19 protein-coding genes are annotated in these 19,159 nt (G+C 63.9%); 12 read left to right on the forward strand and 7 right to left on the reverse strand.

All coding sequences use genetic code 11. From position 1 onward, the window contains the following. Positions 1-36 precede the first annotated feature (36 nt). From LB518_RS04695 to LB518_RS04720, 6 genes are all read left to right on the forward strand, one after another. Positions 37-1,611 (forward strand): amidohydrolase family protein, encoded by a 1,575-nt coding sequence (locus LB518_RS04695; RefSeq protein WP_224573602.1) that lies wholly within the window; start codon positions 37-39, stop codon positions 1,609-1,611. Positions 1,612-1,919: 308 nt separating this feature from the next. Further along, entirely contained in the window at positions 1,920-2,918 is a 999-nt protein-coding gene (locus LB518_RS04700) for an ABC transporter substrate-binding protein (RefSeq protein WP_224573605.1), read from the forward strand. A 101-nt stretch (positions 2,919-3,019) separates the two neighbouring features. Next, positions 3,020-3,796 carry an SDR family oxidoreductase gene (locus LB518_RS04705; RefSeq protein WP_353619931.1) on the forward strand — a complete coding sequence of 259 codons (777 nt, stop codon included), beginning with the start codon at positions 3,020-3,022 and terminating at the stop codon, positions 3,794-3,796. 74 nt (positions 3,797-3,870) lie between these two features. Further along, on the forward strand, positions 3,871-4,689 hold the full coding sequence (locus LB518_RS04710) for an ABC transporter ATP-binding protein (RefSeq protein ID WP_224573618.1): 819 nt from the start codon (positions 3,871-3,873) through the stop codon (positions 4,687-4,689). A 3-nt stretch (positions 4,690-4,692) separates the two neighbouring features. Then, positions 4,693-5,511, forward strand: a complete 819-nt coding sequence (locus tag LB518_RS04715; protein ID WP_224573629.1) for an ABC transporter permease — start codon at positions 4,693-4,695, stop codon at positions 5,509-5,511. Positions 5,512-5,556: 45 nt separating this feature from the next. Next, positions 5,557-6,501 (forward strand): dihydrodipicolinate synthase family protein, encoded by a 945-nt coding sequence (locus LB518_RS04720; RefSeq protein WP_224573631.1) that lies wholly within the window; start codon positions 5,557-5,559, stop codon positions 6,499-6,501. Between the two features lie 88 nt (positions 6,502-6,589). Here LB518_RS04720 and LB518_RS04725 read toward each other — a convergent pair whose 3' ends face one another. The 3 genes from LB518_RS04725 to LB518_RS04735 are packed head-to-tail and all read right to left on the reverse strand — an operon-like array spanning position 6,590 to position 10,002. Beyond that, entirely contained in the window at positions 6,590-7,618 is a 1,029-nt protein-coding gene (locus tag LB518_RS04725; RefSeq protein WP_224573633.1) for a PDR/VanB family oxidoreductase, read from the reverse strand. Continuing rightward, positions 7,615-8,943, reverse strand: a complete 1,329-nt coding sequence (locus LB518_RS04730; RefSeq protein WP_224573635.1) for a Rieske 2Fe-2S domain-containing protein — start codon at positions 8,941-8,943, stop codon at positions 7,615-7,617. The genes LB518_RS04725 and LB518_RS04730 overlap by 4 nt, the downstream gene beginning before the upstream one ends. An 18-nt stretch (positions 8,944-8,961) precedes the next feature. Next, positions 8,962-10,002 (reverse strand): nitrilase-related carbon-nitrogen hydrolase, encoded by a 1,041-nt coding sequence (locus tag LB518_RS04735; protein ID WP_224573637.1) that lies wholly within the window; start codon positions 10,000-10,002, stop codon positions 8,962-8,964. 267 nt (positions 10,003-10,269) lie between these two features. On the opposite strand from LB518_RS04735, the gene LB518_RS04740 reads away from it, so the two are divergent. After that, positions 10,270-10,950 carry a GntR family transcriptional regulator gene (locus LB518_RS04740; RefSeq protein WP_224573639.1) on the forward strand — a complete coding sequence of 227 codons (681 nt, stop codon included), beginning with the start codon at positions 10,270-10,272 and terminating at the stop codon, positions 10,948-10,950. 4 nt (positions 10,951-10,954) lie between these two features. Here the strand turns inward: LB518_RS04740 and LB518_RS04745 are convergent, their stop codons facing one another. Then, positions 10,955-12,307 carry a dihydroorotase gene (locus LB518_RS04745; RefSeq protein ID WP_224573641.1) on the reverse strand — a complete coding sequence of 451 codons (1,353 nt, stop codon included), beginning with the start codon at positions 12,305-12,307 and terminating at the stop codon, positions 10,955-10,957. A 133-nt stretch (positions 12,308-12,440) separates the two neighbouring features. On the opposite strand from LB518_RS04745, the gene LB518_RS04750 reads away from it, so the two are divergent. After that, positions 12,441-13,055: an NIPSNAP family protein gene (locus LB518_RS04750; protein WP_224573643.1), complete on the forward strand. Its 615-nt coding sequence runs from the start codon at positions 12,441-12,443 to the stop codon at positions 13,053-13,055. Positions 13,056-13,117: 62 nt separating this feature from the next. Continuing rightward, entirely contained in the window at positions 13,118-13,579 is a 462-nt protein-coding gene (locus LB518_RS04755; RefSeq protein WP_224573645.1) for a RidA family protein, read from the forward strand. A 161-nt stretch (positions 13,580-13,740) separates the two neighbouring features. On the opposite strand, the gene LB518_RS04760 is transcribed toward LB518_RS04755, so the two are convergent. Further along, complete coding sequence (locus LB518_RS04760; protein WP_224573647.1) at positions 13,741-14,646, reverse strand: LysR family transcriptional regulator; 906 nt, start codon at positions 14,644-14,646, stop codon at positions 13,741-13,743. A gap of 104 nt (positions 14,647-14,750) precedes the next feature. On the opposite strand from LB518_RS04760, the gene LB518_RS04765 reads away from it, so the two are divergent. The 3 genes from LB518_RS04765 to LB518_RS24630 all read left to right on the forward strand — a co-directional run bounded on the left by LB518_RS04765 (position 14,751) and on the right by LB518_RS24630 (position 17,372). Next, positions 14,751-15,938 (forward strand): MFS transporter, encoded by a 1,188-nt coding sequence (locus LB518_RS04765; RefSeq protein ID WP_224573648.1) that lies wholly within the window; start codon positions 14,751-14,753, stop codon positions 15,936-15,938. A gap of 96 nt (positions 15,939-16,034) precedes the next feature. Then, on the forward strand, positions 16,035-17,072 hold the full coding sequence (locus LB518_RS04770; protein WP_224573650.1) for an aldo/keto reductase: 1,038 nt from the start codon (positions 16,035-16,037) through the stop codon (positions 17,070-17,072). A 165-nt stretch (positions 17,073-17,237) separates the two neighbouring features. After that, complete coding sequence (locus LB518_RS24630; protein ID WP_286198546.1) at positions 17,238-17,372, forward strand: hypothetical protein; 135 nt, start codon at positions 17,238-17,240, stop codon at positions 17,370-17,372. Between the two features lie 87 nt (positions 17,373-17,459). Here LB518_RS24630 and otnI read toward each other — a convergent pair whose 3' ends face one another. Then, positions 17,460-18,236, reverse strand: a complete 777-nt coding sequence (otnI, locus tag LB518_RS04775; protein ID WP_224573652.1) for a 2-oxo-tetronate isomerase — start codon at positions 18,234-18,236, stop codon at positions 17,460-17,462. Beyond that, positions 18,236-19,156, reverse strand: a complete 921-nt coding sequence (gene ltnD, locus LB518_RS04780) for an L-threonate dehydrogenase (protein WP_224573654.1) — start codon at positions 19,154-19,156, stop codon at positions 18,236-18,238. Before ltnD ends, otnI begins: the two co-directional genes overlap by 1 nt. Positions 19,157-19,159: the final 3 nt, after the last annotated feature.

Here is a 19,159-nt window from a genome sequence, read left to right on the forward strand (position 1 = left end):
CATTTTCTCGATGTCGGCCGGATGGGAGCCCGCCACATGATCAAGGACAAGGGCGCGAGCGTCCATCTTGCCGGGACATCGATCGTCCGCGGTCGGCATATCCTGACGCGGACAATCGACGACGACACAGTCGAGACGTTGAATGATGCCGCGATACTCCAGGTGGCCGGCCGGATCGCGGCCATCGGGTCGTTCGCCGACATCTCCGCAGCGCATTCCGGCGTCGAAATCATCGGCAATGCCGACAGCCTCGTCATTCCGGGGCTCGTCGACAGTCATCACCATGTCGGGATGACGCCTGTGCAACTCGGCAGTCCCGATCTGCCGCTCGAACTCTGGCTCACGCACCAGATCCGGCATCGCGGCCCCGATCCCTATCTCGACACGCTCTATTCGGCCTTTGAACTGATCGCCTCCGGCGTGACCGCGGTGCAGCATCTCGGCCGCATGATGCCGGCGCCCGTCGCGGGCTGGCCGGATCCTGCGAGCGCCGTGATCTCGGCCTATCGCGATATCGGCATGCGCGTCAGCTACGCCTGCTGCAATCGGGACCAGCATCGCCTGGTCTATGCAGACGACGATGTCTTCATCGCTTCGCTACCCACCGATCTCCGCGAGGACGCATCCGCATTTCTGAAGCGCACGCATTTTCGGCTTGAGGACTTCGAGACTGATTATCTTCAGCCGATGATCGAGCGTTTCGGTGCGCGGGACGATCCCTTGGTCCGTCTCTGGCTGGCGCCGATCAATCTCGAGCGCGCTTCCGATCGCCTGCTGACCCTGACGTCCGAATGGGCGCGGAAATACGGGATCGGCATCCATCTGCATCTTTCCGAAACGCCGTATCAGAAAGAGTTCTCGCGCCGCCGGTTCGGGAAGTCCTCCGTAGCGCATCTGGCCGATATCGGCTTTCTCGGCCCACATCTGACACTCGGGCATGGCACATGGATCGACGAGAACGACCTCGACCTGATCCACGGCCATGGCGTCTGCATCTGCCACAATGCCAGTTCCAACCTGCGACTGCGCAGTGGCATCGCGCCGGTCAAGGAGTTCCTGAAGCGTGGCATCCCGGTCGCGCTGGGCATAGACGAGGCGGGGCTGAACGATGATCGCGACATGCTGCAGGAAATGCGGCTGGTCAAGCACCTGCATTGCGTTCCAGGCCTCTATGAAACACCGCTGACGCCGGCCCAGATTTTCCAGATGGCGACCGAGAACGGCGCCAACGCCACGGGCTTCGGGGCCGAGATCGGATCGATCGAAATTGGCAAGCGCGCCGATCTGGTCGTTCTCGACTATGCCCGGATGACGCGCCCCTTCACGTCCGATTCGGTGAGCCCGGTCATGGCGCTGATCCACCGCGCAAAGACCGAGCACGTCACTGCCACGATGATCGAGGGCCGCGTCGTCTATCGCGATGGCCGCTTCACGTTTATCGACCGGGAGGCTGTCTTCGCGGCGCTAGCGGCGGATCTTGATCGCCCCGATCGCCCGGACGAGCTGGCGCGTGCCAGCTTCTCGCGGCGGATCTTGCCCTATATCGAAGACTTCTACCGCGATTGGACCTTGCCCGAACCGAGGCCGTGGTACCGGCTCAATGGGCGCTGACGCGACGCGTGACCTGCTGCGTTTGGTAGTTCGCCCCTGATCCGAACGCACCGCGACGGTGGCCACCGCTCAATATGAAGGCGGACCAGCTCGTAATCCGGGCCCATTGCCGTGGCCGAAAATCAAAATGTATCAATCACTTGCCGGCATGTATTCAGGTCTTGGCATCTGCCAACGATCCGAGCGTTATGATCAAAAAATAGTCACATAATGTTCTTGCTCAATATAGCGACAAAGCAGATTGACTCAAGATATTCCCGTGGCATACCATCTGAATGCCAACACTGAGCGGTAGGACGGGAATGCAGATGATGAACAAATTCATGCGGGCGGCCGCGCCGTTCGCGGCGCTGGCGATGATGGGCGCTGTGACCCTGTCGCCGGCCATGGCGCAGGATCTCAAGAAGGTCCACCTGCGCCTGGCCTATATCACCGGTGGCGTCGATGCCCCGACATTCGTGGCGGCTGCCAAGGGCTATTTCAAAGAGCAGGGGCTGGACGTCGAGATCGTCGACGGCAATGGCAGCACCGGGACGATCCAGGCGGTCGGCAGCGGCGACTTCGATATCGGCATCGCCGGTCTCGGCGCGACGGCGCAGGCCCAGCAGGCCTCGGGCGCCAATGACATCATCGCCGTGGCCGGTCTTCTGCAGAAGGACCCGTCATCGATCGTCTCCCTGAAAGGTTCGGGCATCGTCAAGCCGAAGGACATCGAGGGCAAGCGTTTCGGTACTGACGCCGGTAACCTCCAGGACGGCATGATCACGGCTTTCGCGGAAGCGAACGGCATCGACATGTCGAAGGTCGAGACGATCATCATCAATAGCGGCGAGCAGGTCGCGCTGCTCAAGGGCGATATCGATTTCGTCAACGTCTGGGCGAACCCCGATGGTGACAAGATCGCCAAGGTCAAGCCGATCGAAAAGCCGATCCTCTTCGCTGACTACGGCGTCAACATCCTCGGAAGCAGCGTGATCGTCCGCAAGGATTACCTCGCCAAGAATCCCGAAATCGTCCGCGGCTTCCTCGCCGGGCTGGCCAAGGGCAAAGCCGATGTCGACAAGGATCCCGAAGGTGCCGCGGACATCATCATGGCCGCGCGTCCTGACTCCGATCGCGACATCATCCTCGGCGAAATCAAGGTGATGCCGAATTACCGCCAGACCGCAGCCAGCAAGGGCAAGCCCTTCGGCTGGATCGCCCCCGAGGACATCAAGCAGACCATCAGCCTGCTGGAAAAATACAGTGGCATGAAGCCGGGCCTCACGCCCGAGCTGATCTATGACGGCAGCTACCTTCCTCAGTAATGGCTGAAATTTGGGCACCGCCGGCTCCTCTGGTGGTGCCCAAATTGCTTTTCTATCGCCCTTGCGGCGACGATCAGGAATTCGACGACATGGATTTGGGATTGAGGACCAGGCACGCGATCGTGCTCGGGGCCAGCCAGGGCCTCGGCCTCGGCGTAGCCCGCTCCCTGCTTGGGGAGGGTGCCAGTGTAACGCTTGTTGCCCGATCCATGGAGCGGCTGGCGACCGCGCGAGCCAGCCTTGCCGAGGATGAGCAGGCGCGCTGCGACCTCGTCGCGGCTGACCTTGGCGAGCCCGATGCGGTTGAGGACATCCTTCGGGCAGCGCAGCGCGAAGGCCGCGTGGTCGATATCCTGGTCAATAATTCCGGCGGCCCGCCGACCGGATTGCCGAGCGGCGTTTCGATCGACGAAATGCGCGGACAGTTTGACAAGATGGTTCAGCCGATCATGACGCTGACCCTCGCGCTCCTGCCGGGCATGCGCGCGCGCAGATGGGGGCGCATCATCACGATCACGTCCAGTGGCGTGATCCAGCCCATCCCGCACCTGCCCATCTCGAATGCACTGCGCTCCTCGCTCGTCGCCTTCATGAAGACCCTGGCCGGTGAGGTTGCGGCCGACGGCGTCACCGTCAACGTCATGGCGCCCGGCCGCATCGGCACCGCCCGAACCCAATCGATCGACAGCGCCCAGGCGAAGCGGACCGGACGCAGCGAAGATGAGATCGCCAGGGAATCCGCGTCATCCATTCCGGCCGGCCGCTACGGCACGATCGAGGAATTCGGCGCCGTCGCCGCGTTCCTCGCCAGCGTGCCTGCGAGCTACGTGACCGGAAGTGTCATCCGCGTCGATGGCGGCGCCATCCGCTCGATCTAGGCCGCATCACGGACGGAAGAGATCAGGCCCTCGGGGCAACAGAGGAGACCGGCCGAAAAGGTCGTCCGCACCACATGAACGTCATGCCAGCACCACGCACCATGATCAGTGCCGCCGAGTCCTACATCTCCATTTCGGGCGTCTCCAAGACGTTCAATGGCCGCCAGGGCGAAGTCCATGCGCTGAAGGACATCAACCTCAATATCAAGCCGGGCGAATTTGTCTCCGTGCTGGGCCCGAGTGGCTGCGGCAAGAGCACGCTCATGATGCTCGTCTCCGGCTTGCTGTCCGTCAGCGCCGGCCGCATCACGGTCGGCAAGAAGCATATCGACAGTCCGAACGCCGATGCGGGGATCGTGTTTCAACAGGATGTCCTGCTTGAATGGCGCAGCGCGCTTCAAAACGTAATGATCCAGGCCGAGATCAGGAAGGGCGATCTGAAGCAGGCGAAAGAACGCGCGCTGCAACTGCTCAAGATGGTCTCGCTGAACGGGTTCGAGAACTCCTATCCGAAGGAGCTCTCGGGCGGCATGCGCCAGCGCGTCTCGATATGCCGCGCCTTGCTGCATCGTCCGCCCCTGATGCTGATGGACGAGCCCTTCGGCGCGCTGGACGCGATGACGCGCGACCAGTTGCAGATCGATCTGCTGCGCCTCTGCGCCGACAACGACATGACCGTTCTTTTCATCACGCACTCGATCTCGGAGGCGATCTTCCTCAGTGACCGCGTGGTGGTGATGTCGCCCCGTCCCGGTCGCATCGAAAGCATCATCGATATCGACCTGCCGCGCCCGCGCCGTCTCGCCATGCGCGAGGACACGAGGTTCATCGAATACACACGCGAGCTCACCCAGATCTTCAAGGGTCTCGGCGTCTTCAGGGAGGAGTATTGAGCCATGTCGATCGCCGCCGAAACGCCAGTTGTGCCTAAGGTCAACGTGCTCAATCGCCTGCTCGCCATGGTGCCGCCGGCGTTGTGGTCCGTGATCGTCTTGATCATCGTATGGGAGCTGTCGGTCAAGATCGGCGAGATTCCCAACTATATCCTTCCAGCACCCTCCGCCATTCTGGCGGAATTCGGCGCCTATTGGCATCGGCTGTTGCCCAACGCGATGGTGACGGGTGGAGAGGTCGTGTTCGGCTTCCTCTGCGCGGTCCTGATCGGCGTGCCGCTTTCGGTCTTCATCGCCTATTCGCGCTTCATGGAGCGATCCGTCTATCCGCTGATCGTGGCCTCGCAGACCGTGCCGAAAGTGGCGATTGCGCCTCTGTTGCTCACCTGGTTCGGCTACGGTCTCGCGCCGAAGATCGTGATCGTCGTGCTGCTCTCGTTTTTTCCGATCGTCATCAATTCCGTGATGGGGCTGAAGTCCGCACCGCGCGAAATGGTCTATCTCGCGCGCTCCATGGGCGCCTCGGGCTGGCAGCAGTTCTGGAAGTTCCGCCTGCCGCAGGCACTCCCGAGCATGTTTGCCGGCTTCAAGCTCGCGACCGTGTTGTCGGTGATCGGCGCAATCGTCGCCGAGTTCATCGGCGCCGATAAAGGCCTCGGCTATCTGATCCTGGTCGCGGGCTCGAGCTTCAACATCACGCGCCAGTTCGCCGCCATCATCCTCATCACCATCATCGGCGTCGTCTTCTTCATGGTGATCGAGCGCCTCGAGCGCGTCGTCATTCCGTGGCGCCACCGCGGCCTGTCCGAAACGGACGCCTGATCAGGGCATCGCTTCGTCCGCATATCGAAATTCTGGGAGAACACAGTGAATAACAAGCTCGACGAGAGCGCGAGCGGCGTCTTCGTCATCGCGGTTACGCCCTTCACCGACAATGGTCGGATCGACGAGGCGAGCATCGACCGCGTGGTGGAGTTCTATCTCGAAAAAGGCGTCGCGGGCATCACGGTCCTCGGCATGATGGGGGAAGCGCACAAGCTGACCTCCGACGAAAGCCGCCTGGTCCTCGACCGTTACATGAAGCGCGTGAATGGCAGGGTGCCGGTGGTGGTCGGTGTTTCGGCCGCTGGCACCGATCCGCTGGTGCAGTTCGCGGATGAGGCGATGGGGCAGGGCGCGGCCGGCGTCATGCTCGCTCCAGTGCCGACGGTTCGCACCGAAGAGCAGATCTACGGTTATTTCAGCGACGTGCTCGATCGCCTCGGCGATGCGCCGGTCGTGTTGCAGGATTTTCCGCTCGTCACCAATGTCAACATCTCGGTTGGGACGATCCGGCGCATCGTCGATCGCTATCCCAATGTCGTGATGTTCAAGCACGAGGATTGGCCGGGCCATAACAAGCTCAGCCGTCTCATCGGCGCCGAGGGGCGGAAGATCAGCATTCTCGTTGGCAATGGCGGTCTCTACCTGCCGCAGGAGCTGCGGCGCGGCGCGCACGGCGCCATGACGGGCTTCGCCTATCCGGAGATGCTGGTTGATGTCTGCGCCCATTTCGCGCGTGGCGAGGTTGAGCAGGGCGAGGATCTCTACGACATCTATCTGCCGCTGCTGCGGCACGAGGCCATGCCGGTCATCGGCATCGCGCTGCGCAAGGAAATGCTGCGCCGGCGCGGCGCCATCGCCTCGGCCCATGTGCGTTCGCCCGGCCCCCGCCTGAACGCGGAAGACCATCGCGAACTCGACTGGCTGAACGGACGCCTGCTGCGGCGGCTGGCCCAGAGCGGCGCATCGCTGGCGCTGGCGGCTCCGTAACGGCGAATGCCATGCGACGTCATTGCCGGGACTTGTCTCGGCAATGACACGTTCGCCAGGAGGCTTCCGCCTGTCAGGTATCCGGGGGCTAGAGGTCGAGGATCAAACGATCCGACTTGGCGCCCGAACAGCAGATCATGATCAGCTTGTTCGAGGCGCGCTCGCGCGCCGACAACACGTTATCCTTGTGGTCGGGGACGCCTTCGATCACACGGGTCTCGCAGGTGCCGCAGACGCCTTCGCGGCAGGAATGCGCGACCCGCACGCCGGCTTCCATCAGGACATCCATGATCGTCTTGCCGGCCGGAACGGTGAATTCCTTCTGGCTGCGTTTGAGCACGATCTTGAATTCGCCCGTCGGCTTGGCGGCCGTGCCGACGAAATGCTCGATATGAACCTGATCATCCGGACGCCCGGCCGCGGCGGCCTTGAACGCGGCAATCATCGGGGTCGGGCCGCAGCAATAGAGATGCGCATCGGCCGGTAGCTCGGCGACGCGGGCCACCACATCCATGACGCTGCCGGCCTCGGTGTCGGCATGCAGATGCACGCGACCGGGTTCGATTGTCTCGAGGGCTGCCAGTTGCGCCAGGAAGGCCGCATTGGCGCGATCGCGCACGGCGTAGAAGAGACGCCAGCGTCTGCCGATGGCTTCAAGACGACGGATCATGGCGAGGATCGGCGTGATGCCGATGCCGCCGGCGAAGAACACGCTCTCTTGCGCTGTCTCGACCAGAGGGAAGCTGTTGCGTGGTGGCATGACCGGGAGAATCTCGCCAACCCGGAGTGTCTCGCAGAGATAGGCGGAGCCGCCTCGGCTTGCCGCGTCGCGGTTGACGGCCACGACGTAGCGGTCGCCGTCTTCGTCCGCATTGATCAGCGAATAGCTGCGCGAGAGCTCGCCCGGCAAGGCGAGATCGATATGCGCGCCGGCGCTGAAGGGCGGCAGGGTGGAGCCGTCAGGCGCGCGCAGTTCGATAGAGCGGATCGTCTCGGCTTCGAAGCGGATCGCTTCGACGCGGAGGCGGAGCGGGCCAGGCTCCGCCGCGCTCGACGGCCTTTGAACGGGATCCGACGCGAGTCCCGCGTCGGATCGATCTCGAAGAACGGTCGTCATTCGGCGGCAAAGAGCTTCGGCCGGTGGCCCTTGATGGCGGCCATCTTCTCTTCATAGCCATCAAGCCAATCCGTACCATAAGGCACGACGATGTCACCGCCGCGGGCGTCACGGCAGAGTTCTGGCCGATCAACGACGTCAGGCAGCTTGCCGGTCTCGGCATATTCCTTGGCGGCGTCGAGCATGACGCGACGCGTCAGGATGACCATGCGGTCGCTGGCGGCCAGATGCTCCATGGTGCGATCGACGATCGGACCCATGCTTTCCTGGATCGCCTGGTCCTGCAGAGGAACTCCGACGATGCCGGTGTAGCTATCGCCATTGCGCTGCCATTCCCGATCGATGCCGTAGTCGTTGGAGGCATCCTTGACGGGACGCCAGCGGCCCTTCCAGTCGGTGGTCGTCGGCAGGTATTCGAGCGGGCGGGCAAGGCCGCCGACCAGTGTGCCGTCCTTGTATTTGAGGTTCTTCCTGCGTCCATTGATGCGGCCGAGATCGATGTTGAAGATCATCGTGCTCTCGTCGTCGATCGGGACCCAGGCGTTGACGGTGACGTTGTCGTCCATGAGCCCCGACGGATAGGTCACCCAGATCGGGAAGATATAGCTCGCGAAACGATGATGCTCCGTGCCCTCATAGGCATTGCGCTGGGCGGAATACATCGTGCCGAACGGCATGACGGAAACGTTGATCTTCGGCGCCTTTTCCGTGACCGTGAAGGCTTCCGGATCGCTCAGGTCGAGCTTTTCGCCATCGATGCCGCCGACATGCAGGAAGCCGAGATGCGAGGTGTCGACGTCGCCCTCGAGCGCCTGCATGTAGTTGCAGTCGCGATGCGTGAGGGCGATGTTTGCGTCATGACCCTCGCCCATGATCGCCTCGATCTCGGGCAGCGGCGGCGGGTTCTCCTGGCGCTCGCCCATATAGGCGAAGACGAGCCCGCCCGATTCCTGCACGCGGTAGGCAATGGCCGGCGTGCCGGCTGGATATTTGGACTTGTCCTCGAGATTGGGCTGGTCGAGGCACTTGCCCGTCACGTCGAATTTCCAGCCATGATAGGCGCAGCGTATGCCGCCCAGTTCGTTGCGGCCAAAAAAGAGCGATGCGCAGCGATGCGGGCAGCGGTGATCGAACACGCCGACACGTCCCTCGCTATCGCGGAAGGCAACAAGCTTTTCGCCGAGGATCATCAGGCGAACCGGGTCGCCATCGGCCTTGAGTTCGGACGAGAGACAGACGGGCATCCAGAACTGACGGAAGAAGTTGCCCATCAGAGTGCCTTTGCCGACGCGGCAAAGCTGTTCGTTTTCTTCGGCTGTGATCATCGTGGTGGGCTCCTGGGATCAGTTCGTCAGCGGCTGCAGCACGCGCAGCTTTTCGAGATTGGCGCGGGCGATCTCGACGCTTTCGCGCGTCTGTACGGTGTCGGTCATCGGTGACGCCAGAAAATGGTTGGCCGGGTAGAATTCGGCGCTGGCGTAGTAGGGGCGGTACATCTCGAACCGCGCCCGCAGCAGGGGGTTGTGCATGCCGGTATCGGCGCGACGGTCGGTGCGCAGCGCTTCGATATCAATCATGCCGGTGACGCCCACACCCTCGGACGCATCTTCCTGGAATGCGATCGTATTGCCGTGATGGTCGAGAATGTGCGAGCGGCCGCCCATGATCGTGTTGTCGGGCGAGAAGCCGATCGGGCCGGCGACGTTGGCGCTGACCAGGTAGCACATGTTCTCGGCTGTGCGCGCGACCTTGGCGGCCTCCTGGCCGACCGTATATTTCGAGTTGGTCGGATGCAGGATCACCTCGGCGCCCTGCATCATGAAAACGCGCGAGACCTCCGGAATATTGATCTCGCCGCAGGGGATGACGGCGAGCCGGCCGAGCTCGGTTTCCACGACGGGGAATACTTGTTCCTGCTGCGTCGCGGCCATGTAGTCCGACATGAAATCATGCGGCGAGGGGAAGGCGGCCGTATTGATCCGGCGATAGTTGAGGATCACCTCGCCGTTGCGGTCAATTAGGAAAGACGAGTTGAAATAGCGTCCCGGCCATTCGGCCGGCGCCTCGAACATGTTGCCGGCAATGTAGATCTTCTCGCGCCGCGCCAGTTCCTGCAGCGGCTCGGTCAGCGGTCCGGGAATGGTCGAGCAGGCGCGATCAATCCATTCGCGCACATGCATCTGCAGCGGAGGCCCCTGCAGGGCAAACTCGGGAAATACAACGAGATCGGGCTTCAACGACGAGGCGCAGGCCTCTGTGATCAGGCTGATCAGGCGATCGAGGTTCCGGAGGATGAGCGCCTTCGCGGCAGCGTCATCGGGGGCCTGCGTGGCGCGCTCGCTGCGCATCTGAATGCTGGTTGCGCGCCAGGGTTTTATCGGCATGGGACGGCCTCTATGCAAGTGGCGGATTGGTTGCACGCCAGTGGTATACCACTAGGTATCGACCAAGCCGTTTCGAATTGCAAGCCCCGCTGCATGAGGTTTCGCTGAAATCGCGGGCAGGGGTGTGCTGTGCCCGAATTGTCGGCATGATGGCTCAACTCGGCTCTAAATCCGAGGCAGTCGCTGGAATACCAAAGCAATTCCCAGTGTCTTCCATTGGCAGACAGTGGGATATATGACTGCCTCGCAAAGCTGGGAGTTGGGCGCTTGAGTGAAATCGATGTACTGGATCTGGACGTGGGGTCCGCGGACCGGCCCAACCTCACGGAACAGGTGTATGAGCAACTGATCGATCTTTTGATCCGTGGCGACTTAAGGCCAGGCGACGTGATTACAGAGCGGCGCATGGCCGAAAAGCTCAACGCCTCGCGCACGCCGATCCGTGAAGCGTTGGGCCGACTCGAGGCGGAAGGGCTGGTCTACAAGCAGCCCAATCGCGGCGTCACCGTCAGCCCGTTCTCGACCGAAGTCTTTGTCGAGATCCTGAACGTGCGGCAGTTGCTCGAGGCGGAAGCGGCGAGGCTCGCCGCTGGTCGCATCCCGCCGGAACGTATGGCGATCATGCGCGCCGCGCTCGAAAAGATCGCCGGGAATCCCAAGCCGACCCTGAGCGACATCTGGGAGGTCGACGACCTGCTGCATGGCGAGATCGCCGATACGGCCGGCAATGTGCTGATGGCCTCGATGATACGCGACCTTCGCCGCCGGACTCACGTCTTCAATGCCTCGCGCAAATCCGTGACACCGAGCTTCGGCGTCGAGGACAATACGCTGCTGCTCGATGCGATCGAGAGCGGCGATGGCGAGCGCGCACGGGCCGCCATGGCCAGGCACATCGAAACCGTGAAGCTGGCGCTGATCGACCGTTTGTCCGGCGCTATTCGCTGAAGCGTCAGCGCTCCGGACGGGCCACGAACCGGCCATGTCCGGCCGGCGCCGTGATGGCGGCGCCATCCCAGACCTGCCGGCCGCGCACGAAGGTCGCGGCTGGCGTCGCCGCGAACTCCACGCCGTCATAGGCGCTCCAGCCGGGGCCGTCGGCGTTGCGCTTTGAATCGTAGACGCCAGGCGTCGGATCGAGCACGGCGATGTCGGCATCGAAGCCCGGCGCGAGCTTGCCCTTGCGGGGCAGGCCGAAGAACGTCGCCACCTTGTCGCTGAGGAGATCCGCCGTCATCCGCGCCGCTGCGTCGCCGCCGCTGCGGGCTGATGCGCCGGTGAAGAAGGCCGGCAGTAGCGTTTCGAGCCCCGGCATGCCGGCCGCGACGTCGAAGATCGAGGCATTCTGCTTGCGATCGAGCGGCCAGGCGCTGTGGTCTGACGACACGAACGTACAACCGCCTGCTTCCAACACCTGCCAGAGCGCGTCCTTCTGGCCCGAGCGAATGGGTGGATTGACCTTGAGCAGCCCGCCGAGGCGCGGCGTGTCATGCGCCGCGTCGAAGAGCAGATAGTGCACGCACATCTCGGCGGACGCGTTCACGCCGCGATCGCGATAGGCGCGCACGAGGTCGAAGCCCTCGGCGATCGAGATGTGCACGATGTGGAGATGCGAGCCAGTCGCGGCGCCGAGTTCGAGGAAATTCGCAGTCGCGGTCAGTTCAGCGACTTCGGGCCGGCTTGGGCTGTGGTCAGACGGGCTCGTCCGACCTTCGGCGCGGAACGTCGCGGCGAGGCTTCGAACGATCTCCTGGTCTTCATTATGCAATCCCACTGGCAGGCCGGTGCCTCCGAGCGTCTCCAGAAGCCAATGCGTTGCGGCATTGCCGATGCGAGGAAAGCGGTGGGGGTGCGCTTCGAAGGAGGAGATCTTGAACGCGCAGACCCCGCCTGCGATCAGCTCGGCGATGTGCTCCCGATTGGGGCTCGTCGGTACCGTGCCGTAAAGAGCGACGTCGCAGACGGCGAGCCGTTCGACCGCATCGATCTTTTCGGACAGAAGCGCGCCGGTCGTGACGGGATCGGGATCGTCATACGGCATATCGACAATGGTCGTGACGCCGCCCATTGCCGCCGCCCGGCTGGTCGGCCCCATTCCGGCGAACCCGATCTGGCTGCCGGCATGGGTCTGCCCGTCGATGACGCCGGGGAGCAGATAGGCCGAGCCATAGTCCCGGCTTGTTGACGCCGTCGGCGCGGCACCCGTCCCGATCGCGGCGATCAGACCGTCGGAAACGGCGATCCAGCCGCCCTCGACGATGCCGGCGGGAGCCACCACACGCCCCTTCACTACGAGATCGTACATCCTGTCTGCCCTCCGCATGCGTGGCGCCAGATGCAGAACGAAATTCGGCGTGCACTTGGCATTCCCATGGTGTACCAATGCTGGACGAGTTTGGAAAGCCTTGCCATGAATGGCTCAATTCCGGGACGATCGAATGCTGTATGACCTGACAATCCTGTCGCTGCTGCCCAACACGCTGGGTGCGGTGCTGCCGCTTCTGCCGCAGACCTACAAGGAATTCTCGAGCACGGGCCGGCCGCTCGGCTGCTTTTCCTGCGAATTTGGCGTGCTCAACCGCTTCGCTTTCCTGACAGCCTACGAGAATGCTGAGGCGCTGACCGCCGAGCGGGCGCGCTTGATGCAGGCGGAGAATCCCTACGGGATCGCGCCTTATCTCGGCGGCATCAGCAGCACCGCCTTCGAGCCCCTGTCCTTCATGGGCCCGATCGAGCCGGGCGAATACGGACCCTTCTACGAAATCCGCACCTACACGCTGCAGCCGGGCGGCCTGCCCGAGACGTCGGAGGCCTGGAGCAAGGTCGTCGACCGGCGCAATTCGATGTCGAAGCTGCTGATGGTCATGGGTTCGGTCGAAAGTGCGCCGCAGAAAATGGTGCATATCTGGCCCTACAAGACGATCGAGGACCGCGTGAAGGCGCGCGCTCAGGCGAGCAAGGAAGGCATCTGGCCGCCGCCCGGCAGCTCGGCCAGGCTCACATCGCTGCAGTCGGAACTCTTCGTCGCGACCGGGTTCTCGGATCTCAAATAGCGATCGCCAAGCCCCCGCCGTGGCCTGCCTGGCCGCGGCGCCATTCTCCGCCAGGTCCAGAAATGTCGATATCCGAGCGGCTCGCCAGCCTAGCCATCGTCCTGCCACGGCCGCCGTCACCGGTGGGCAATTTCACACCGGCCGTCCGGACGGGCAATCTGCTGTTCATCTCGGGGCTGGCCCCGGCTGATGCCGAGGGCCGGCCGATCGTAGGAAAGGTCGGGGCCGATTTCACAGCCGAGGAGGCGCAGGGCTTTGCCCGTCTCGTCGGGATCAACCTGCTCTCCGTCATCGACGCCGAGCTCGGTGGCCTTGATCGCGTGAGTCGGGTGGTCAAGCTACTCGGAATGGTCAACGCGACGCCGGATTTCACGCGCCATCCCTTTGTCATCGATGGATGCTCGAACCTCTTTGGCGAGGTCTTTCCCCACCTTGGCCGCCATGCGCGATCGGCGGTGGGTGTTGCTTCCCTGCCTTTCGGAATTCCCGTTGAGATCGAAGCCGTGATCGAATTTCGCGACTGATCGGGGCGACGTCCAGCATCAAAGAGAATGAGCGATGTCGCGGATGAAGCCTCGGCCGGTCCTGTTGAAGGGGCCATATTCGGCGCCGCGCTCGTCCGGGACGCGGCGAACTGGCGCGGTCCTGCGTCTCTCTGCCGTCGCCCGCGCGGCGGTCTGATCGCTCACGAAACCCTGCCGTTCTCGGCAAGGAAATCGAGCAGCGCCCGTACGCGCGATGGCAGCGGACCGCCCTGGCCGACATAGACGGCGTGAAAGGCTTCCATCTCGCCCGTATCCAGATCGTCGAGCACCGAGATGAGCCGCCCGGCCGCGATGTCCGCACGCACGGTGAAACCGGCGAGCCGAGCAATGCCAACACCGGAAAGCGCCAGCTGGCGCAGACCTTCGCCGTCGCTCGCCTGCACGCGGCCCGTGGCGGGCACGGTGACGACTTCCCCGTTTTCCCGCAGCGGCCAGCCGTCGACGGCTCGCGTGTAGCCGAAACCGAGGCGATTGTGCCGTTCGAGATCGGCGATGGAACGCGGCTCGCCGTATCGTTCGAGATAGGACGGAGCGGCGACGATCATCAGCGCGGTCTCGCCAAGCTTGCGCGCGACGAGGCTGGAACTTTTCAGCGGCCCCGCCCGGATCGCGAGATCGGTGCGCTCCGCGAGCAGATCAACCACGGCGTCGGTCTGTACGACGTCGAGTGTCACGCCCGGATGCAGCGCCAGAAACGCCGGCAGCGCGGGGGCGAGGATGTGGCTGAAATAGGAAGCGCTGGTGTTGACCCGCACGCGGCCGATCGCTTGCTCGCCGACGCCCGCCACGCGCTCGGCATCCTCCAGATCAGCGAGGATGCGCGTAGCCCGCTCGTAGAAGGTGCAGCCCTCCGAGGTGAGTTGAAGCTGCCGTGTCGAACGGTTGAGCAGCCTTGCGCCAAGCCGCGCCTCCAGCCGCGCTATCAGCTTGCTGACCGCCGAAGGAGTCATGCGCGCGGCGCGAGCGGCGGGGGAAAAGCCTCCGAGTTCGACGACGCGAACGAAGACCTCCATCTCGCCCGATCGGTTTACCTCAAGTCGCGCCATGATGAGTTGATCTCACAAGTGATGTTCCGCTCCGCATTCTATTTCATCCAGCATCGAGCGTCTATCTGTCGGCCACCGTTCAGAATGTGGATCGAGATTGGATCATGCCGCTCGCGCTCTATGCCCTGACAGCCGGAGCTTTCGGCATCGGCGTCACCGAATTTGTCATCATGGGCCTCTTGCTGGAGGTCAGTCGTGCCCTCAACGTCACCATCGCCGCTGCCGGGCTGCTGATTTCCGGTTACGCGCTCGGCGTCACCATCGGCGCGCCCGTCCTGACCGTGCTGACTGCCCGTTGGCCGCGCAAGCATGTGCTCGTCGGGCTGATGGTCATCTTCGTCATCGGCAATGCCGCCTGCGCGCTTGCGCCGACCTATGGATGGCTGATGGCGGCGCGCGTTCTGACCGCTTTGACGCATGGTACCTTCTTCGGCGTCGGAGCGGTGGTCGCGACCAGCCTTGTGCCTGAAGACAAGCGCGCCTCGGCCATTTCCATCATGTTCACCGGCCTGACCGTCGCGACCGTGCTTGGCGTGCCCTTCGGGACCTGGCTCGGCCAGCATTATGGCTGGCGCGCCACCTTCTGGGCGGTAACGCTGGTGGGGCTGGTCGCACTTGGCGTTCTCGCCGCGCTGGTGCCTCAGGATAGGACGCCGCCCGAAGCCTCCGATTGGCGGACCGATCTGCACGCCATCGCCCGCCGTCCCGTGCTGCTCGGGCTGCTGACCACAGTGCTCGGATATGCCGGGGTCTTCGCCGTCTTCACCTATATCGCGCCGCTGCTGACCGAGATCAGCGGCTTTGGGGTCAGTGCGGTCTCGCCGATCCTGCTGGTCTTCGGCGGCGGTCTGGTCGCGGGAAACCTGCTGGGCGGAAAGCTCGGCGACCGTAATCTGATCCGCGCCATCCTCGGCACTCTGGCGGCGCTTGCCGTCATCCTCGGCCTGATGACCTTCGCGTTCCACAGCGCGATTGCGGCTGTCATCTTCACCGGCCTGCTTGGCGCGGCGGGCTTCGCCACCGTGGCCCCCCTGCAAATGTGGGTTCTCTCGAAAGCTGAAGGTGCAGGCCAGAGCCTCGCCTCCAGCGTCAACATCGGCGCTTTCAACCTTGGCAACGCCATCGGCGCATGGGCGGGCGGCATGGTCATCGACCACGGGCCGGGCCTCGCCGTGCTTCCGCTGGCGGCTGCGCTGTTCCCGGCCGCAGCTATCGCCGTCGCGCTTCTCGCGGCCGATGCGGGCAGCCGACGCCGCGATGCTCGGCAATCGCGGCCGATCCCTCGAAGCTGAGCTATGCAACACCAGGCGATGCCCGGCGCGCCATCGTGGACCTCCACGCGCGCCTCGGCCGCCGACTTCCTTCCTGCGGAATGAAAGGACGATCCCATGGACTATAGATCCCTCGGCCGATCCGGCCTCAAGGTGCCGGTTCTCAGCTTCGGCGCTGGCACATTCGGTGGCTCCGGCCCGCTTTTCAGCAATTGGGGCCAATCCGACGCCACGGAAGCCCGCCGCCTCGTGGACATCTGCCTGGAGGCGGGCGTCAATCTGTTCGACACGGCCGATGTCTATTCCGGCGGTGCGTCGGAGGAAGTGCTCGGCGAGGCCGTCAAAGGCCGGCGCGACGCGGTGCTGATCTCGACCAAGACCAGCCTGCCCATGGGCGATGGTCCCAACGATGCCGGTTCCTCGCGCTTCCGGCTGATCCGGGCGGTCGAGGACGCGCTGCGCCGGCTCCAGACTGACTATATCGACCTGCTGCAACTGCATGCCTTCGATGCCGGCACGCCGGTCGAGGAAGTGCTTTCGACGCTTGATGCGCTCGTGCGCGCCGGCAAGGTCCGTTATATCGGCGTCTCCAATTTCGCGAGTTGGGAGATCATGAAGTCGCTGGCGGTCGCCGAGCGCCATGGCTGGCCGCGCTATGTCGCCAACCAGGTCTACTACTCACTGGTCGGGCGCGACTATGAGTGGGATCTGATGCCGTTCGATGCGGACCAAGGCCTTGGCGCATTGGTGTGGAGTCCGCTCGGCTGGGGCCGGCTCACCGGCAAGATCAGGCGCGGCGCGCCGCTGCCCGAAGGCAGCCGCTTGCACGAGACTGCGAGCTTTGGCCCGCCGGTGGATGACGAACATCTCTATCGCGTCGTCGATGCGCTGGACGCGGTAGCGGCGGAAACCGGTAAGACGGTGCCGCAGATCGCGCTCAACTGGCTGCTGCAACGCCCGACCGTCTCCTCGGTCATCATAGGCGCGCGCAACGAGGAGCAGCTTCGCCAAAACCTTGGCGCGATCGGCTGGAACCTCACCTCCGAACAGGTGGCGAAGCTGGACGAGGCGAGCGCCGCCACCGCGCCCTATCCCCATTTCCCCTATCGGCGTCAGGAAGGCTTCGCGCGCCTTAATCCGCCGATGGCGGGGTGAAGCCCCACGCCACGCCACGCCGGTCCCGGTGCCGCCATGGCTCTATCGGTCCGGCTCATCGCGCCGGTGTTGTGAAGCCTGGGATCAGCGGCATGATGCGCTGGAGCTCGCGGTCGTCGGAGATGCCCTGGAAGTCGTGTCGCGGCGTGTAGGGCGCTGCTGCTCATGAGTTTCCTCTGGCTTATTCCCGTCGGCGCCAATGCGGAGGCGCAGGCTCACCGCATGATGGATCTCGCTCTGGATGGCCTCGCCCGCCCGCAGGCGCCGGTGCTGGAGTTCGACGAGGACCGAACGAAATAACGACGCCCGCTCGCTGCGGGCGTCGAGGTTGGAGCAGTCGCGGAAAGCGATAGCCGTTCGATGCCGGTGGATGACGAAGGGCCTGCTTCAGGAGCGGTTCAGCCGGTTCCGCCAACTCAGCCCCGCAACCGTATCTGCCAGCGGACGGTATTCGCAGCCGATATGGCCGGCATAGCCGAGTTCATCAAGCGCGGCGAAGATACGGAAATCGTCCAGCTCGCCGGTGCCAGGCTCGTTGCGTCCCGGCACCGAGGCAGTCTGGATATGGCCGGTGATCGATAGCAGGCTTTCAAGGCCCTTCAGCATGTCGCCGTGCAGGATCTGGCGGTGGTAGATATCGAATTGCAGCTTGAGGTTCGGCCGGTCGAGTTCGGCGATCACGTCGGCCGCCTGGTTGAAATCATTCAGGAAATATCCCGGCATGTCGCGTCGATTGAGAGGCTCGATGAGAAGGTCGAGCCCGTTCTCACCGGCTGCGTCGGCTGCGTGGGCGAGCGCGTCGCGGTAGCGCGCGGCGGCCATCACGTCCGACCGGTCGGCGATGCCGGCCATCATGTGAAGCCGCGGCACGCCGAGGACCTTCGCATAGGCGAGGGCGGTCTCGACGCTCGCGCGAAATTCCGCCTGCCGGCCGTCGAGGGCTGCGAGACCACGCTCGCCCTTCGACCAATCGCCCGGTGGAAGGTTGAAGAGTACGACCGAGAGGGCGTGCGCAGAAAGCCGTTCGCCGATGGCTTCGGCGGGAAACTCATAGGGGAAGAGGAACTCGACGGCTTCAAAACCCGCCTTTGCCGCCGCCTCGAACCGATCGAGAAAGGCGTACTCGTTGAACATCATCGTCAGGTTGGCGGCGAAGCGCGGCATCAGGCGGTCTCCTTCCTCGGCATAGGCAATTCCAGACCGGCGATCTGGGCGTAGAGGCGCGCGACGGAGGCGTCGTCGTCACGGGCCATGCCGGCAGCGGCCGTGGCGAGGAAGATCTGCAGCGCGGCGCTGGCGATCGGCAGCGGGAAGTTTTCGCCTCGGCCGATATCCGAGACGATGCCGAGATCCTTGGTGAAGATCGCGACCGCGCTGCGCGGGCTGTAATCTCCCTCCAGGATATGCGGCACGCGGTTCTCGAACATCCAGCTTGTGCCGGCCGATTGTGTGATCACCTCGAAGACGCGCGCGAGATCGAGATCGAGGCTCTTCGCAAACGTCATGGCCTCGCACGCCGCCGCGATATGAACGCCGGCAAGGAGCTGGTTGACGATCTTGAAGGAGGAGCCGATCCCGACATCCGGGCCAAGTTCGTGGACACGCGCAGCGATGGCATCGAGCAACGGCCTCGCGGCGCTGAAGGCCTCCGGCGCACCAGAGGCCATCACGGTCAGCTCGCCGCTTGCAGCCTTGCCGGACCCGCCGCTGATCGGCGCATCGAGATAAAGGAGGCCCGCCGCCTGGGCCCGGGCGGCAAAGCGCTTTGCCTCGCCGGGGGCCATGGTGGCGGATGAGATGATCACGGCTCCGGGTGCAAGCGAGGCCGCGACCCCGTCCTCGCCGAAAAGCACAGCTTCGGTCTGGGCCGCATTGACCACGACGATCAGGGCGGCAGCTACGCCCCTTGCGGCCAGCCGAGGCGTTGCCTCAGGGCGTCCACCGGCATCTGCCAGCGCGGATCGCGCGGATTCCGAAAGGTCGCATCCGGAGACATCGAAGCCGGCGCGGAGAAGAGAACGGGCCATGCCGAGGCCCATCGAGCCGAGGCCGACCACGGCGACATTGAGCGGCTTTTCCGACATGAA

Source organism: Mesorhizobium sp. BR1-1-16 (assembly GCF_020165495.1).
In the GTDB taxonomy this organism is placed as follows: domain Bacteria; phylum Pseudomonadota; class Alphaproteobacteria; order Rhizobiales; family Kaistiaceae; genus Kaistia.